This window comes from Bacillus pumilus, assembly GCF_009937765.1.
Taxonomy (GTDB): domain Bacteria; phylum Bacillota; class Bacilli; order Bacillales; family Bacillaceae; genus Bacillus; species Bacillus pumilus_O.
The window spans coordinates 1,015,383-1,032,182 of sequence record NZ_CP047089.1 but is presented as its reverse complement, the minus strand read 5'-3'; the positions used below and the strand labels follow the sequence as shown (position 1 = coordinate 1,032,182).

Below are 16,800 nucleotides of genomic sequence, written 5' to 3'. Positions count from 1 at the left end.
TTTAATGGAGGGCATTGATCATGCGAATTGGAGGCATTGAAGCAGGCGGAACAAAATTTGTCTGCGGCTACGGAACAACAGACGGAACGATTGAACACATGACTTCCTTTGCAACAGGAAATCCAATTGAAACATGCCAGCAAGTGATCGATTACTTTACAAAGCATCCAGTCGATGCCATTGGCATTGGGGCGTTTGGGCCCGTCGATGTAAAAGAGCACAGCCCAAGCTATGGGACGATTTTAGAGACACCCAAAACAGCTTGGCGCCAATTCCCTTTCCTCTCTACCTTAAAACAAGCCCTTGGGCTCCCGATGAAGCTTGATACCGATGTGAACTGTGCAGCACTCGGGGAAGCCCGCTTTTCGCTTGAAGCAGAAAAGCCTGCTTCTTTGGTCTATATCACTGTAGGAACTGGGATAGGTGGCGGTGCCTATATTGAACATCGCCTCATTCACGGGTTGCTGCATCCAGAAATGGGTCATATCACAGTACAGCGGCACCCTCATGATTCCTACGGTGGCTGCTGCCCTATACATCATGATTGTTTAGAGGGACTGGCATCTGGACCTGCCATAGAAGGACGTTACCATACACTGGCCCCCATGCTGCCAGAGGACCATCCTACTTGGTCACTTCACGCCTACTATCTCGGGCAGATGACCGCCAATCTATTACTCACCCTTTCACCAGAACGCATCATTCTAGGCGGAGGTGTCATGAAACAGCCCGCTATGCTGCCGCTCATTCTTGAGGAAACAGAAAAGCGGCTTCATGGGTATTTACAACTACCAAAGCCTTTAAATAAAATTATCACCAAGCCATCCTTTGATGGATTATCAGGTTTAATGGGCGCTATCGCTCTTGGTACTGATGCCTTACAGGCAAAAGGAGCCGCGCAATGATGATGACGGCAGATCCTCGAACCTATCAGCTGATCCAGCGGCTATTCGAAACGAAGGGGTTCGTGAAGCTAGAGGAGCTCACTGCCTCTTTTCGCTTATCTGACCGATCCATCCGTCATTTAATCAAAGAAGCAAATGAGCAATTAAAGGAAGCTGGAGCCAAGATTAAAACGATCCGCGGAAAGGGATACACCCTATTAACGAGTGATCAAGATGCCTTCCTGCTTTGGCTTCATCAGCAGAAACTTCCTGCCCGCTCACTCGTCCCCGTCATGCCAGAAGAGCGTGTACGATTCATCATGAGGAAGCTATTGCTTCAACAGGATTACTTAAAAATTGACCAGCTAGCCGAAGAATTGTTTATCAGTCGCATGACAGTCAGCAGTGATTTAAAAAAAGGACGAGAGCTGTTAGCCCGTTACGGTATGGCTCTTGTGTCAAAGCCCGGATTTGGCTTGAAAATCGAAGGAGACGAGCTACAAAAAAGAACATGCTATGCAGACTTACTCCTTGAAGAAGAGCCTGCGCTTTCTCATATCACCGAGCGGGAGCAGCTCCATTTTCCTGATATTTCTCTTGAAACCATTCGATCTATTGTTTTGACGAACCTGCATCAAGAGTCATTGCTCATTAAAGACATTGCCTTAAAAAACTTAGTCATTCACTTAGCGATTGCGATTCAGCAAACACGAAAAAACCAGCGGATACCCGCCAGTACCGCTCGTACACAACGATCACCTGTTTTGGTGAGAATTGCTCAAAAGATCATACATCAAGTGAGTGATACCTTTCATGTCACCTTGTCAGAGGATGAAACAGATTACTTAGTCATGCATCTATTGGCAAATCAAACGTGGAAAGAAGCCGCCCAGCATCAGACGACAGTGGAGGTTCAGCAGGCGGTTGCGGTCTTTCTACAGCACATTGAGAAAATGAGCGGCCATCGATTTGCAGATGACAACATCCTGCAGCAAGACTTGATGCTTCATATGAAACCATTATTAAATCGAATCCAATATGGCGTATCCTTACAAAATCCGCTGTTGCATGAAATCAAAACATCCTATCCATACCCGTTTGATTTGGCTGTCAGCGGGCTGAATGCCTTACAACTGGTGCGGACGCCAAATGAAGATGAGGCGGCATATGTTGCCCTGCATATCGCTGCTTCATTTGAAAGAAGTCAGCTCGACACCTCGCAAAAAAAGAAAGCGATTATCGTGTGCGGGTCTGGATTAGGGACGGCAAGACTGCTTGAAATTAAGTTGAAGACAGCCTTTCAGCATGAACTGGACATCGTCGAGCTTTATTCCTATCAGGATTATCTCATGAGCACCACCCTTCCCTGTGATGTCATCATTACAACGGTCCCACTCGCATCAAAGGGAAAACCAGTGATACAGGTCAGCGCCTTTTTTGAACAACATGATGTACAGCAAGTGAATGAGGTCATTCATTTATTAAATGGACACGGGACTCCCTCGCAAGAACTGATGGCGTTTTTTCAAGAACGATTGACCATATTGAATGCTGACCTATCCGGTAAGGAAGAGGTATTAGACGCATTATGCAGCCGTTTAGAAACGTATCACCTAGTATCGCCTTCTTTTCGATCCTCGGTGCTTGAGCGGGAGCAAATGTCATCTACCTATCTTGGAAAAGGAATTGCCATGCCGCACCCGCTCATCACAAATGAAGGCACATCCTGCGTAGCCATTGCACACTTAAAACAGCCGATTGATTGGCAGGGAAACCAAGTATCACTTGTCTTTTTATTAGCCATTCATAAAGATGACGCAGCCTACATGAATCAATTCTTTGAACAGGCCGTCGATTTACTGGACAATCCAAACCGCATTCACTCCCTGAATCAATCAAAAACATTTGATGAGCTAATGAATGCGTTGTTTCAATAAGATCAAACAAAAGGCCGCCCAGTTGTTGATGAGGCGGCCTTCGTGTGATTGAGAATCATCAATCGTATATGACATTTTTTCCTTCTTCACTTAATTTCTTTAAAGAGCTCAGCATATGTTCAATTTCTTCATCGGAATGTCTTTCCCATGAACCTAATTCTGCGACAATTTTCAAAGGGGATTTCGACCGATAAGAACGTGTTGGGTTGCCGGGAAATCTTTTGTCTGTCAAATTCGGATCATTTTCAAACTCGCCTAACGGTTCTACAAGATAAATTCTCTCTTTCGCATCAGATCTTGCTAATTCAGCACCCCATTTGGCTGCGTTTAATGTTCCGGTGAAATAAATATGGTTTGATTTTTTCTCCTGAAAATTGGATAAATACTGCGGTTCAAGCAGATCCCCAATCTTCAATTCTGCTTTCGTCCCATGAAAAAATGGACCAGGGTCTAAAACTTGTTGCTTGTCATTCATACAGCCACGCCCCTTATCGTTTTTGACTTGCGTATAACAGTATACGGCTTCATATGGGCGAGAAACAGTCTATAAATGAGATGATATTCGGGGTATAATGGAAGTAGAGAGTAAGATGGGATTTGTAACCTCCAGAAAGTTAAAAACAGCAAGAATACATACAAAGAAGTCTTATTAAAATAGATAAAAAGCTATTTCAAGCTATAAGAGAAACTCAAGAAACTAAAAAAATAATTGCGGCAACGAAGCAGGTTGAAAAAACATAATCATTTAAATTTTTCAGGAAAGGTGTAATGAGATGATGAAAGATAGGGATAAGATTTGTCATATTTATGCTCAAAAAAGTTGGCATATGGATTCTTATATTATTGGTAATCGTGAGGGTTTAATAGAATTAAAGAGTGCTATTGACCAAGCATTGAAAAGTAATGTTGGTCAAGCTGAATTGTTTCCATCAGATTTAGAGGATTATACAACTTACGTTGCTTTAGTCGATGACAAGGAAGAGTTGGATTCACTTATTATGCCTTACATTGATGAGGATAATGATGATGAAAACTTGATACATCCAGTTGATATAGTTACAAGTCATGAAGAGAAAAAAACCCCTAAAAATTAGGGGTTTTTTAGTGTAATATTGTTTCTCCTGGACTTGCTTTGTATTTCTTTGGTACTGATGCTCTGAGAGCATGGTGTATTTTATCTTTTGGGGCTACATGGAAATGCCAATACCAAGTTGAAGTTTTTGGTATTAAAGGGATTTTTCCATTGTCTACAGCAAATACTCTTGTTGTTTTTTTCTTTCCTTTGTGTAGGACGACAACTAAACTTCTAAGTTGTCCTTTATCATTTCTTACATCCCATTTAATTTTGTAATTTTTACCGAATCCTTTTATTCGATTTTTTAGATATTTAAGTGCTGTTCTTGCGCCTTTTGATCTGATGGCCATTAAAGCTACTCTTCCTACGGTCATTGCGATTGGTACGAAGAATATTGGTAGTGCTTGTGTTGTGATTTCACTCTGACTACTTTTGGAGTCAAGTTGTTTCATTCGGTTTTCTAAAGCTAAAAATTCTTCATTGTTGAAATATTGATCGATCACTTTATTTTGTTCTGACTCTGTCATGTTTTCAAATTCTTTTTCTGTAAATGGAAGGCTTTCTATGTATTCCCCCATTTTCATTTCAAGTTCGTCTAATTCTTTGTTAGCTTGTTCATTTTGTAGAACCGTCGGTGTTACTAACGCTTCTAATTCTTGTGAATGGATAGAGTGTGTTTCTGCTGATGCTTCTGATGAAAATGGAGACCCTATTGATATGACAAGCGCTAGGGTAATTAGGACTAAGAGTGTTTTTTTGAACATTTTGTTTATATTCCTCCTTTTGTATTAAATTCCAAAATCAAGGGTATCAAATCAAAATGAGTGTATCAATGTATTTAAGATAGATTTAAGAAAATTACTTTTTTGGTTGCGGTGTCCGCAATCATTTTTTTATTTTTTAGAACTTCGTTTTGATGAAAATTTCTGTGGTAGACAAATGATACAAGCCGAAATGCATATGGTCCTTAACAATGGCGCAAGATATTCTCAACACAATAGCAAAGAAAGCTATATCAGTTTTTTTACAAAGTAGCGCAATGTTTATACAGGCAGGCCTTCCACCTGATGTAGCATTCGAAACAGCAAAATTTCTTCGGATTATAAAAGAAAGTAGTTTATTAGGCTGTTAAAATCAGGCTATCTTTTTAAAACAACTCAAATAATATGATCTTGCCAATAAAGTGAAATCAAAAAAGCCAACCACCTCATAAGGTGATTGGCTTTTTCATATGTTATTCCCCGATGTTCTCTCCATTTTGCTGAATTAATGTTTCATACCAGTAAGAGCTCTTTTTACGAATTCTCTTCAGGTCTTTTAGGTCAAATTCATCACGGTTGACGTAGATGAATCCGTAGCGCTTGGAGCATCCTTGGTGTGTGCTGATTAGATCGATTGCAGACCACGGGCAGTATCCGAAGACCTCAACGCCGTCTGTGATCGCCCATTTGATTTGTTCGATATGTTTTTCTAAATAATCAATTCGATAGTCATCTTGAATCGATCCATCTTCTTCTAATTTGTCGAAAGCACCCAATCCGTTTTCCGTGATAATAAGAGGTAACTGATAACGGTCATAAATCTCTCGCATCGTTGATCGGAAGCCGACAGGGTCAATCTCCCAGCCAAACGCATTTTTACTTAGGTACGGGTTGTTGCCGCCTTTATATACGCCATCTTCACCAGATTTCAAATGCTGATCTCCGCCGCGAGCAAATTCATCGTTGCCATCTCCTTTACTCGCTTCAACCGTTTGAGATGTGTAGTAGTTAAAGGCAATGAAGTCTGGCTTCGCACTTTTCAAAATATCCATATCTCCCTCTTCAATGACAGGAAGAATGTCTTTTTCTTTCATGTATGCCCAAGCAAGGTTGTTATAGCGGCCGTAGACAGCCATATCAAGATACAGCCAGTTGCGGATCGCATTGTAATTCGCCGCAGCAAGTACATCCTCAGGCTTTGGAGAAGCCGGATAAATGAGCGCAATGTTTGGCGCTGGTCCAATTTTCGCTTCAGGCAGCATTTGATGACAAAGCGTCATGGCTTTCGCTTGAGCGACGAGCATATGATGGTTCTGCTGATACAGTTCTTTTTTCGGATTTTCTAAATTTGGATCAAGTGTACCGAGCGCTGATCCATGTAAGATCATCATGTTTTGTTCATTAATGGTCAGCCAATATTTCACCTTCTGACCATACTCCTGAAATAGAACCTTTGCATACCGTTCAAACGCATCGACTGTCGCACGATTTGACCAACCGCCTTTTACTTGAAGTGCATGAGGCAGATCAAAATGATACATTGTCACGATTGGTTCAATATCATAACGGCGCAACTCATCGATGAGAGAATGATAGAATTCAATCCCCTTTTGATTGATCTCCCCATCTCCATTTGGAATGATCCGTGTCCATGCAATAGAGAAACGATAAGCCTTCAAACCCATTTCTGCAAACATCTTCACATCCTCTTTATAGCGGTGATAGTGATCGCTTGCGACTTTAAAATCTGTTGTTCCTTCAGGGTAACTTGCTCTCATATCAATGACAGATGGTCCTTTGCCATCCTCGTTCCATGCACCTTCTACTTGATAGGCGGAAGTAGATCCGCCCCAGAAAAAGTCCTTTGGAAATGGTGCTAGTGTTGAATATCTCATATTTTTTCCTCCTTTTGATTAAACGAGATGTAAAAATGATTGTCCTGGTGTGATTTGTTTTTCTTCTGTTTCTATGATATCGCTAAACTCACCTGAATTGGTAATAATCACTGGTGTTGTGACGGACAGGCCGGAAGCTTGGATGGCTTCAATATCGAACTCCGCAAGCAGTTCGCCCTCAGTGATGGTTTGCCCCTGTACGACTTTCGGGGTAAAATGCTGCCCGCCTAATTGTACGGTATCAAGTCCAATGTGAATGAGCACTTCTGCTCCGCTTTCAGAAGTAAGGCCGTACGCATGACCTGTTGGGAACACCGTTGTCACGACTCCTGATACTGGTGCAAACAGCTTGCCTTCTGATGGAATGATGGCTGCACCCTTTCCTAGTGCACCGGATGAGAATGCCTTATCCTGCACTTCCTCCAGCTTGATTACCTCACCCTTTAAAGGACTTTTCACATGAGCTGCTTTGACCCCATGTTCGTTTTCCATTGTTGGCGCGGAAGCCGGTGCTGGTGTTTCATCTTCATCTACTGGATCCTTGAATCCAATCAAGTAAGTCAAGACGATGGATAGAACAAACGAGACCGAGATTCCGATGATGAATCCTGTAAACCCTTGTCCGTAGAAAATCGGAAGTGTCAGTAAACTTGGGAGTCCTGACGCAATCGCAATACTTTGTGAATAACCGATGATTGCACCGCCGACTCCGGCAGAGATAACGGCTGCAATAAATGGTTTTTTCAAACGAAGCGTAACCCCATATACAGCTGGCTCTGTGATCCCAAACACGGCAGAAACCGCTGTCGATCCAGCCAATGATTTCAGCTTTTTATTCTTTGTTTTCAACATAACACCAATGGAAGCACCGGCTTGTGAAAATACAGCTGGCGCAGTCGCCGGCTTGATATGGTCTTTCCCATGGACGGCGATATTATTTAAAATGACTGGCACTAGACCCCAGTGGATACCGAAGATCACAAGAACCTGCCATGCCATCGCAATTAAAGCACCTGCAAGTGTAGGACTAAAGGAGAATACTTTCAGCAAGACAGCGGCAATGCCGTTCCCTGCATACACACCAAATGGTCCAAATACAATGAGTGTCAGCGGAACAACCGTGACAAGTAAGATCAGTGGTGTAATAAAGTTTTTGACACTTTCATGAATGACTTTGTTAAAGAAACGTTCGATATATCCCATGACAAACACTGCCAAAATGATTGGAATAACCGTTGATGTATAAGACATTAAGACGACTGGAATACCGAAGAAGGTCACATCTCCGCCGCCTTTTGACAATTCTTGAATGGTAGGGTAAATAAGTGCACCAGCAATCGTCACAGCGACAAATGGATTCGCTTTAAACTTCCTCGCCGAAGTGAATGCGAGCAGTAATGGCAAGAAGTAGAACAAGCTGTCAGACGCAGCAAATAAAATTTGATACGACGTATCTTCAGGTGATAACCATTTCGCATTGATACAGATACCTAATAGACCTTTTAAAATACCAGCACCCGCCATAACACCGAGAAGTGGTGTGAAAATACCAGAGACAATGTCGACGAATTTTCCGAAAAGGCTCGTGCTCTCTCCACCAGATTTTGCAGATGAAGAAGTGGACTCCTCTAATAGATTCGTAAACTCCCCAATCTCTCGATAAACCTCTGGTACAGTATTCCCAATGACGACTTGAAATTGACCACCGCTTTCCATAACGGTCACAACACCATTTAATTTTTCAATGGCATCTTTGTCTGCTTTTGATCGGTCATTTAATGTGAAGCGAAGTCTCGTAGCGCAATGGACCAGTGAATGAACGTTTTTCTCTGTGCCAATGTGTTTCATAATGTCTTCTGCTAATTGACGATAACTCATACAAAAACCCCCTTTTTTTCAAAAAAATACGTTTTTAGGCAAAATAAAAACCTAAACGGGCACCAAAAATAGTCGCAACTTGCTATTGCGCTTTTTCAGTGAACGTTTAGGTTTTGCCTGCCGAACAGTCACAATCCTCTAAGACGATCATTGTGAAACCGTATTCTTTTATGTTTATGAGCAAATAGTACCACTCAACTTTTCTCATGTCAACGCTTTCTTTTAAAAACTACCTTTAATTTTCTCGTTTGATCAATCGATTCAAATGAATAGAAAGATACAGCATCTCCTCTGATGTAAGGTCTCGGTGATAGGTTTGATAGACGTATTCTGCGATTTTCTTTGCACATTCGTATGCCTTTGGATATTTTACCTTGATCAGCTGATACAAGTCCTGATCTTCGCTGACAAGCATTGTTTCGTTAATCAGACGCTGGACGAAAAAGCGTAAATGCGTGAGAAAACGATAAAAGTTGAGTGAGTCTTCATCAAATTCCATATTGAGGTGATATTTCACAATGGTGAGAATGGCATTTACTTCTTTTGTGATATTGACCGTTGTATTCATGTCCTCATTGAGCTCTGCATTAATGATATGCATAGCAATAAAGCCTGCTTCATCCTCAGGCAATTCAATATGTAGACGCTCTTCAATCATCTCAAGGCAGTCCTTTGCGACAAGAAATTCATCTTTGTATAAGCGTTTAATCTCCCAAATGAGCGAATTCTCAATGAGATGATTTTTCTTCAATCGTTCAATGGCGTAATGAATATGGTCTGCGAGTGATACATGCAGACTTTCGTTTAATCTTCGGTTCAGTTTTGTATGTGCATATTGAATCATTTCTTCGGTCACCTTGACCACATCATACGGAACCTCCAGAAGCAGCATTTTCATCCGCTCATGAACGGAATGATCCTCTAGGCGGAAGACTTTATCGATTAATGATTCGTCTACCGGATCCCCAGGTCGCCGCTGGAACGCGATACCTCTCCCCATGACGACGATTTCTTTTCCTTGTTCATCTATTACACTAATGACATTATTGTTTAGAACTTTTTGTATTTGCAACCCCAAACACCTCCGTCTATGAACCACAATCTTCACTCAAAATATGCTCTCATCTTAACACAACTGTCAAATCACTTGGTGTTTTTATCTGACTTTGGCAATAGATTTCACCATGATTATACCCTTTCATAGCTGGTCTGATCCTTCAATTGACTGCATACAATACTCCAAGGAGGTGACCTTCAGTGAAGGCTTTTTTCTGGTCAGCATCATTTTTATTCATGCTTCTATTCACACTCATTTTTCTAGGAATCGTGTTTTTGCTTAGTGGACAAGGTATGAATCTACTTTGGAAGTATGTGCTCATCTCATTTGTCACAGCAGCTGTTTTGCGCGGTGTGACCACTTGGCTCAGGCAGCATGTGATGCATCATTTATCAAAATAAAACGGCTGCCCATGATATTCAGGCAGCCGTTCCTTTATTCTTTAGATGATGCGGCTTCTTGCGAAGAAGTGCGCAGCTCATCATTGATTTTTTTCGCATCCTCTAGAAATTCTGTTTCAAATCCACTTTTGAGTGCCCACATATAAAACAGCAAGGAAACCACTGTAATAAGAGCCATATCCCAACCATAATGAATGACATTATAACCGCCGAACTTGTCACTACCAAGGCAGGAAATGGTCATCATCACAAGTAAGTACACGACCATCCAAGCACCCGCTTTGACATTACGGCCGAAGCCTTTCCACTTCGATTTTGCTTGATAGTAAAAATAGATCGGAAGACCGATGAGAATAATGAATAGCACCTGACCTGTTAACGGCCATCTCGCCCAATAAAGCGTCAATGACGCAAAGACAAAACCGAGAGGAGCGATGATGCTGAGTCCTTTTATTCGAAGCGGACGATATAAATCTGTCCCTGTCTTTCTCAGCGTCATGACCGTTACTGGTCCTGTCAGATAAGAAATAAGTGTCGCAACTGATATGATTTCCGCTAGTACACCCCAGCCTCTAAATAAAAACAGAAAGATAAACGAGACAGCTAAGTTAAAAAACATCGCTGGACGAGGCACGCCATAAATAGGGTGCAGACGACCAAGTACACTTGGCATATACTTATTTTTTTCCATTCCATAAATCATGCGAGACGTCGTCGCTGTATACGTTATTCCTGTACCAGAAGGGGATACAAACGCATCTGCATATAAAATCAGAACCAGCCAGTTAATCCCAAGCGCAATGGCAAGGTCAGCAAATGGTGAGTTAAAATTCAAATGGCCCCATCCATTCACAATCATGGATGGATCGACAGCACCGATAAAGGAAATTTGTAAAAGTACATAAATAACAGTCGCAATCAAAATGGATCCAACAATCGCAATCGGAATGGATCGCCCTGGATTTTTCGCCTCACCCGCCATATTAATCGGGCTTTGGAAGCCATTGAAGGCAAACACAATTCCTGATGTCGCAACAGCTGTCAGCACACTCGCCCAGCCGTTAGGAGCAATACTTGTTCCAGAAGTAAAATTCTCACTATGAAAACCTACGAATAAGAGCGCACCAATGGTTAACCCTGGAATGACAATTTTAAACACAGTAATGAATGTATTCGCTTTTGAAAATAATCCTACTGTCCAGTAATTAAGTAGAAAGTAAATCACAAGCAGCACACTGGCGACCATGAGTCCTTCTGTCGTCAACACCCCTTTTGTGACCAAATGGGTTGTCCACTTTGCCCATTCCCAAGGCCAAGAACTCATATACTGGACAGAAGCCACCGCCTCAACCGGAATGACGGAGACAATAGCGATCCAGTTTGCCCAAGCCGCAATAAATCCTATAAAAGAGCCGTGTGAATATTGCGTATATTTCACCATTCCGCCTGCCTCTGGAAACATCGATCCGAGTTCACTATAAGACAAAGCGATAAATAAAATCACAACCATCCCAATCAACCAGGATAAAATAGCCGCAGGGCCGGCAATTTGAGCGGCACGCCAAGCACCGAATAGCCATCCTGAACCAATGATTGAGCCAAGACCTACCATCATTAAAGCGAAAGTTCCCATTCTACGATGTAAATGATTCATGTTCATAACACCTTTCGATTAAAATACAAAGCATGTGCCCAAATAAGCGCCTTTCTTTCATTGCAGTTCAACTTTTATTCAATTAACAAATATTTCTTTAACTAAATCTTTACCCTTGTTCATTTTTTCGCCTGCTTTATTATCTCTCAATTCTCCATTTTCTGAAATAGTCGAACATGCTTATTTCTCAAGAAAGCGTTTTTCCAATGATCAATCTAGTAGACTGAATAACTACCTTTACCCTTATTTTGAAAAAAACAAAACAAAAAAGAAAGAGGAAATGAATCCCTCTTTCTTCTGTATAGAAAAAAGGATAGAGGAGTCCTCTATCCTTGTGAGATCGCTTGTTCTTGTTCAATCACAGCTAATCTTTCTTGCACTTCTTCTTCAGACAGATTATGCTGTTTCACATATAGGTTACGTTCACTTGTACGACATTCATGGCTGCAGCTTCGCATATATTTATGCTCGCTTTCTTCTGTTGCAATCATTTTGCGGTTACATGCAGGGTTTGCACAGTTCACATAACGCTCGCAAGGCTCACCAGTGAAGAAATCTTTTCCGACAACCACATGCTCTGTTTGATTCACAGGCACTGTTAAGCGAGTATCAAACACGTAGCATTGACCATCCCAAAGCTTCCCTTGAACTTCCGGGTCTTTTCCGTACGTGACAATTCCGCCGTCAAGCTGAGATACATCTTCAAAGCCTTCACGCTTTAACCAGCCTGAGAATTTTTCACAACGTACACCACCTGTGCAATACGTCAGAATTTTTTTCCCTTCAAGAATCTCTTTATTGTCACGAATCCACTCCGGTAATTCACGGAACGTCTCAATATCAGGACGAACAGCCCCTCTAAAGTGACCAACATCAAACTCGTAATCATTACGTGCATCAATCACAACGGTATCAGGTGATTGCATTTGCTCGTAAAATTCAACCGGGCTAAGATGTTTACCTGTTAATTCTAACGGGTTCACATCATCTTCAAGGCTCAGATTCACTAGTTCATTTCGATGGCGGACGTGCATTTTTTTAAACGCATGACCGTCTGCTTCATCAATTTTGATCGGCATAGACGCAAAGCGCGGATCTTCTTTTAATGCTTCCATGTACTTGTCCGTTTGCTCAATGGTACCAGAAACCGTTCCGTTGATGCCTTCTGATGAGATAAGGATACGGCCTAATAATCCAAGTTCCTTACAGAATGCTAAATGCTCTGCTGTAAACGTCTCTGGGTCCTCGATGGGGACATATTGATAGTAAAGTAAGACTCGATATTGCTTTTCCATCTATATAAACACCTCTTAAATTTAATCAAAACATACCATTCTTTATCATACAGGAAATACATACCTAAAGGCAATGTCGGCGGCTCAATTCCATAAAACGGAAGGGTCTTTCTTCTCATATTTGACAGAACTTTCTGTAAAATGAGATGATCTATAAAATATGATGTTGTAAAGGAGTAGAACGCAATGATCCAGCCAGAAGATATCGTCAGAAGCGGTCCAAACCAATTTATTTCTCAAAAAGGCATTTATCATGAACTCGATTCACTTATTTCTTCATCCTTCCAGTCGCCCGCTGTCGTGACCGGATACGATTCATTTCATGCTTTTTCACAGTACACAAAGCTTCCGTCTCATTGGCCTGTTGTCCAGCACAAAGGATACAGTTCACCCAATGCCATCACTCGAATTGCAGAAGAACTGCAAGAGGCAGATGTGATCATTGGGATTGGAGGTGGCACAATTTTAGACACCGCCAAGTCAGTAGCTGAGGCTCTTCAAATTGAAGTCATCATGGTTCCAACCATCCCGGGTACATGTGCTGCATCTACACCGCTTAGCGTTATTTATGATGACAAGGGGAATTTCATGAGAGTTGATTACCATAAACGGTCCAGCTACCTCACCCTCATTGATCATACATTTTTGCTCTCTTCTCCTCTTTCCTACCTTCAAAGTGGGATTGGAGATACGCTGGCTAAATGGTATGAAGCAGAAGCCATTATTCGAAATGCAAAGGATTCCTTGCCGCTCATGGTGCATGCTGCACTAAAACAGGCGGTATACGTGAGGGATATTCTTGTTTCCCATAGCGAAGAAGCTGTCCACAGCTTGCAAACGGGTCAACTTTCGCAAGCATTTGCAGATGTAACGGATACTATTATTACATTAGCCGGCACGGTCGGCGGGTACGGGGGACGCTACGGCAGAATGGCAGGAGCTCACGCCATCCATAACGGATTGACATTTATTGAAGAAACACATCACGTATTGCATGGTCAAAAAGTGGCCTATGGCATTCTTGTTCAGCTTGCCGCAGAAAATCGAATGAGTGAAGTAGAAGAGTTACTTGAACTTTATGAAACACTCGGGTTACCTAGAAATATGCGTGAGCTTGGCATCACAGCTCAGCTGGAAGAAGCCGCAAAAACAGTGGCAAACCATGCTGCACGAGCAGACGAAACCTTTTGCCTGATTGGTGACTATTCCAAAGAGCAAATTGTCGACGCCATTCAAGTCATTGAAAACGTATCAGCCTCAAAAAATCGTTAAATAAAAAGCACAGGCATGCCACCTGTGCTTTTCTTTCGATTAAAAATCAAAGTTATCTGGATCTGGACCTGTGCGCTCATCTTCATTCAGTTGATCGATGACGCCCATCTCATGTGCGGACAGCTCGAAATCGAAGACTTGTGTGTTTTCGATGATTCGGCTCTTCGTCACAGATTTTGGAATGGTGATAATACCATGCTGCAAGTCCCAGCGAAGAATAACTTGTGCCACGGATTTATCATGTTTTTTCGCAATATCCTGAAGAACAGGATGGTTCAGCAACTTCCCGCTGCCTAATGGTGACCATGCTTCTACATGAATCCCTTTCTCTTTGCAGTAGTCTCGTAAAGGCTCCTGCGTTAGCTTAGGGTGCAGCTCGATTTGGTTAACCATTGGCACAACTTCTGCTTCTTCTAATAGATCGTCTAGATGATGTTGATGGAAGTTACACACACCGATGGCCCGAACGCGTCCATCCTTATACAGCTTCTCTAGTGCTTTCCAAGTTTCTTTATATTTACCTTCAACCGGCCAATGAATTAAATAAAGATCTAATACATCTAGCCCAAGCTTGTTCATACTTGTTTCAAAGGCTTCAAGTGTTGATTCATAACCTTGATCACGATTCCACACCTTTGTTGTAATAAACAGATCATCGCGAGAGATGCCTGATTGCTGAATGGCTTTGCCTACCCCTTCTTCATTTTGATAGGCTGCTGCTGTATCGATGCTACGGTAGCCCGCTTCAAGAGCGTCTGTGACTGCATTTACAGCCTCATCCCCATCTTTTACCTGCCATACTCCGAAGCCTAGCTTCGGCATTTTTACTCCGTTTGCTAATGTGACTGTATCTGTTAATCCACTCATCAAACAAACCTCCGCTTCATTTTTGCTTACCAAGCACTATACCCGAATTTTCTATTGATCATGCATGAATGTGCGTTGGTGTTATTTGATATATTGTCCTATATCGACCTGATTGGCGTCAACGATTTGGTATTCGCTGGTTTGATCTTTCTTTTTAGAAAAATCATATGTGTCTAAATATGCCTGATCATAGAATGTCAGACCGTATGTTTCCTTCTTATTCTTATACACCCTGATCCAATAAGACTCTTTTGTGGCTTTTGTGGCTTCATTGGTTTTCTTTAATGTTACATCTGAAAGTTCCTTCAACAGCTTTTGAATGTCTTCTTTCTTGTCCAAAACAACACGTTCATGATCGTGCTCAATTTGAATCTTAGTCACCTTATTTTGCTCAATCGAGACCACATCATCGAATGTAGCATTGATCATAAAATAAATACAATTCCTATTGAAACAACGAAATCCAATCATCCTCTTCAGAGAACACTTGAATCCCGTGCTGTTTCAGCAAAGCGGACGTCACACCATCTCCCGCTTTTGTCTTCCCATTAAACTCTCCCTGATAAATCATCCGGCTCCCGCATGAAGGGCTATACTCTTTTAGCACAACCGCTGTTGCTTTCAGAGACTGAACCTGTTCCAGCGTGGCTTTTGCACCTTTTACATACATCTCTGTGACATCAGTTCCATGAACATCGACAACAGTAGCCTGTCCCCGCAAAACATCATGTCCATCTCCGCCAATGATCTCTGCCGGTGGTCTAGGCGTAGAGAAGCCGCCTAGCAGTTCAGGACAAACTGTCACAGCCTTTCCTTCCTGCACAAACTCTTCAATTCGCTGATCTAATCGATGGCTGCCATTATACCGAACTTTCAATCCAGCAAGACAAGCGCTGACCACAATCACGTCTGTTCCTCATTTTTATGGATTGAGCGTTTTTTACTGACTTTAAAATAAATATATACAGGCAGATAGAAGATCGTGTACCCTAAAAAGGGCAGGGCACAATACAAAACAGCCGCCCAAACAGGTTCTTCAACTCCTGTGATGCCAAAAAAGTAAACAAATAATAGCAAGCTGACAAACAATCCCACGAACGGCATGATGGTTGCTGACTTTCTAAAATTCTCCATCATTTCTTTCCCCAAAGAAGCTCCCTCCCTTTTTACATGATCACAAATAACGTCATTATATGTTAATTTTACCATATAAAAACCGAAACCATCTCCTTTTCTACGATGGTTTCGGTTTTTTCAATCTATATTTTTTCTTTCCATGCCTTTAAAAAGCGCTCAATGACTTGTAATTCATCTTCATGAAACTGCTGGAGAAATTCTAAGTAGGACGCGACAGCTTTCTCATGTAATTCATCATGCAGTGCCGCCAATTGCGTGCCTTTTTCTGTCAATGAATAGTAGACCGACTTCTTATCCCCTTGCCGGTGGCAATAGTCCACCATGCCTTTATCAATTAGTTTTTTCACAGCCTTTGTAATAGCAGGCTTTGATAGTTTCAGTTGTTGAGAAAGAAATGTATTATTTGATTCGTTTGGATTGGCTTGAATCATCGATAAAATGTGTAGCTGTGTGAGTGTCCAATCTTGCTTGAGTGTATCAGTCGTGGTAATCAGTGGATCTGTTGGATCATTCCTTCTCTTTTCCCTATGAATTATCAGATCTTGAATCGCTTTTAATACAATCTGCTCTTTAGTCTCCATCTGATACCTCCACTCTTAACTGGTTAATAAAATGGTACTAATAATTAAGATAGGAGTCAAAAGAAATGTCAGTGTGATAAAAAGAACAGGCCATCAGACCTGAAAA

At 41.7% G+C, this 16,800-nt stretch carries 18 protein-coding genes; 6 read left to right on the top strand and 12 right to left on the bottom strand.

What is annotated here, in order from left to right:
* Positions 1 to 20 precede the first annotated feature (20 nt).
* Entirely contained in the window at positions 21 to 905 is an 885-nt protein-coding gene (locus tag GPS65_RS05155) for an ROK family protein (RefSeq protein WP_012008790.1), read from the top strand.
* Entirely contained in the window at positions 902 to 2,821 is a 1,920-nt protein-coding gene (locus tag GPS65_RS05150) for a BglG family transcription antiterminator (RefSeq protein ID WP_119124353.1), read from the top strand. The genes GPS65_RS05155 and GPS65_RS05150 overlap by 4 nt, the downstream gene beginning before the upstream one ends.
* 58 nt (positions 2,822 to 2,879) lie before the next feature.
* Here the strand turns inward: GPS65_RS05150 and arr are convergent, their stop codons facing one another.
* Complete coding sequence (gene arr, locus GPS65_RS05145; protein WP_119124352.1) at positions 2,880 to 3,296, bottom strand: NAD(+)--rifampin ADP-ribosyltransferase; 417 nt, start codon at positions 3,294 to 3,296, stop codon at positions 2,880 to 2,882.
* Positions 3,297 to 3,454: 158 nt separating this feature from the next.
* Here arr and GPS65_RS19820 point away from each other — a divergent pair, with 158 nt between their 5' ends.
* Entirely contained in the window at positions 3,455 to 3,562 is a 108-nt protein-coding gene (locus GPS65_RS19820) for a DUF3967 domain-containing protein (RefSeq protein WP_119125666.1), read from the top strand.
* Between the two features lie 32 nt (positions 3,563 to 3,594).
* Positions 3,595 to 3,915, top strand: a complete 321-nt coding sequence (locus GPS65_RS05135) for a hypothetical protein (protein WP_225970043.1) — start codon at positions 3,595 to 3,597, stop codon at positions 3,913 to 3,915.
* A gap of 7 nt (positions 3,916 to 3,922) precedes the next feature.
* Here GPS65_RS05135 and GPS65_RS05130 read toward each other — a convergent pair whose 3' ends face one another.
* The 4 genes from GPS65_RS05130 to licT all read right to left on the bottom strand — a co-directional run bounded on the left by GPS65_RS05130 (position 3,923) and on the right by licT (position 9,502).
* Complete coding sequence (locus GPS65_RS05130; RefSeq protein WP_119124351.1) at positions 3,923 to 4,660, bottom strand: hypothetical protein; 738 nt, start codon at positions 4,658 to 4,660, stop codon at positions 3,923 to 3,925.
* A gap of 470 nt (positions 4,661 to 5,130) precedes the next feature.
* Positions 5,131 to 6,552, bottom strand: a complete 1,422-nt coding sequence (locus GPS65_RS05125) for a glycoside hydrolase family 1 protein (RefSeq protein ID WP_012008785.1) — start codon at positions 6,550 to 6,552, stop codon at positions 5,131 to 5,133.
* An 18-nt stretch (positions 6,553 to 6,570) separates the two neighbouring features.
* Complete coding sequence (locus GPS65_RS05120) at positions 6,571 to 8,430, bottom strand: beta-glucoside-specific PTS transporter subunit IIABC (RefSeq protein ID WP_144474138.1); 1,860 nt, start codon at positions 8,428 to 8,430, stop codon at positions 6,571 to 6,573.
* Positions 8,431 to 8,665: 235 nt separating this feature from the next.
* Entirely contained in the window at positions 8,666 to 9,502 is an 837-nt protein-coding gene (gene licT / locus GPS65_RS05115; protein WP_088003787.1) for a BglG family transcription antiterminator LicT, read from the bottom strand.
* 185 nt (positions 9,503 to 9,687) lie between these two features.
* Here licT and GPS65_RS05110 point away from each other — a divergent pair, with 185 nt between their 5' ends.
* The gene (locus tag GPS65_RS05110) at positions 9,688 to 9,888 is read left to right on the top strand and encodes a hypothetical protein (protein ID WP_144474139.1); all 201 of its coding nucleotides are present in this window, start codon (positions 9,688 to 9,690) and stop codon (positions 9,886 to 9,888) included.
* A 34-nt stretch (positions 9,889 to 9,922) separates the two neighbouring features.
* Here GPS65_RS05110 and GPS65_RS05105 read toward each other — a convergent pair whose 3' ends face one another.
* The gene (locus tag GPS65_RS05105) at positions 9,923 to 11,542 is read right to left on the bottom strand and encodes a glutamate/serine transporter AimA (RefSeq protein WP_119124350.1); all 1,620 of its coding nucleotides are present in this window, start codon (positions 11,540 to 11,542) and stop codon (positions 9,923 to 9,925) included.
* A 326-nt stretch (positions 11,543 to 11,868) separates the two neighbouring features.
* On the bottom strand, positions 11,869 to 12,837 hold the full coding sequence (gene trhO / locus GPS65_RS05100; protein WP_012008780.1) for an oxygen-dependent tRNA uridine(34) hydroxylase TrhO: 969 nt from the start codon (positions 12,835 to 12,837) through the stop codon (positions 11,869 to 11,871).
* Between the two features lie 189 nt (positions 12,838 to 13,026).
* Between trhO and GPS65_RS05095 the strand changes: the two genes are divergently transcribed.
* Positions 13,027 to 14,109: an iron-containing alcohol dehydrogenase family protein gene (locus GPS65_RS05095; protein ID WP_041816112.1), complete on the top strand. Its 1,083-nt coding sequence runs from the start codon at positions 13,027 to 13,029 to the stop codon at positions 14,107 to 14,109.
* 39 nt (positions 14,110 to 14,148) lie between these two features.
* On the opposite strand, the gene GPS65_RS05090 is transcribed toward GPS65_RS05095, so the two are convergent.
* The 5 genes from GPS65_RS05090 to GPS65_RS05070 form a co-directional block, all read right to left on the bottom strand.
* Complete coding sequence (locus tag GPS65_RS05090) at positions 14,149 to 14,976, bottom strand: aldo/keto reductase (RefSeq protein WP_012008778.1); 828 nt, start codon at positions 14,974 to 14,976, stop codon at positions 14,149 to 14,151.
* 81 nt (positions 14,977 to 15,057) lie between these two features.
* Positions 15,058 to 15,405: a DUF5301 domain-containing protein gene (locus GPS65_RS05085; protein ID WP_238389135.1), complete on the bottom strand. Its 348-nt coding sequence runs from the start codon at positions 15,403 to 15,405 to the stop codon at positions 15,058 to 15,060.
* Between the two features lie 16 nt (positions 15,406 to 15,421).
* Positions 15,422 to 15,883 carry a 2-thiouracil desulfurase family protein gene (locus GPS65_RS05080; RefSeq protein WP_012008777.1) on the bottom strand — a complete coding sequence of 154 codons (462 nt, stop codon included), beginning with the start codon at positions 15,881 to 15,883 and terminating at the stop codon, positions 15,422 to 15,424.
* Positions 15,880 to 16,125, bottom strand: a complete 246-nt coding sequence (locus GPS65_RS05075) for a hypothetical protein (protein WP_041815128.1) — start codon at positions 16,123 to 16,125, stop codon at positions 15,880 to 15,882. Before GPS65_RS05075 ends, GPS65_RS05080 begins: the two co-directional genes overlap by 4 nt.
* A gap of 110 nt (positions 16,126 to 16,235) precedes the next feature.
* Positions 16,236 to 16,694 carry a MarR family transcriptional regulator gene (locus GPS65_RS05070; RefSeq protein ID WP_003216997.1) on the bottom strand — a complete coding sequence of 153 codons (459 nt, stop codon included), beginning with the start codon at positions 16,692 to 16,694 and terminating at the stop codon, positions 16,236 to 16,238.
* Positions 16,695 to 16,800: the final 106 nt, after the last annotated feature.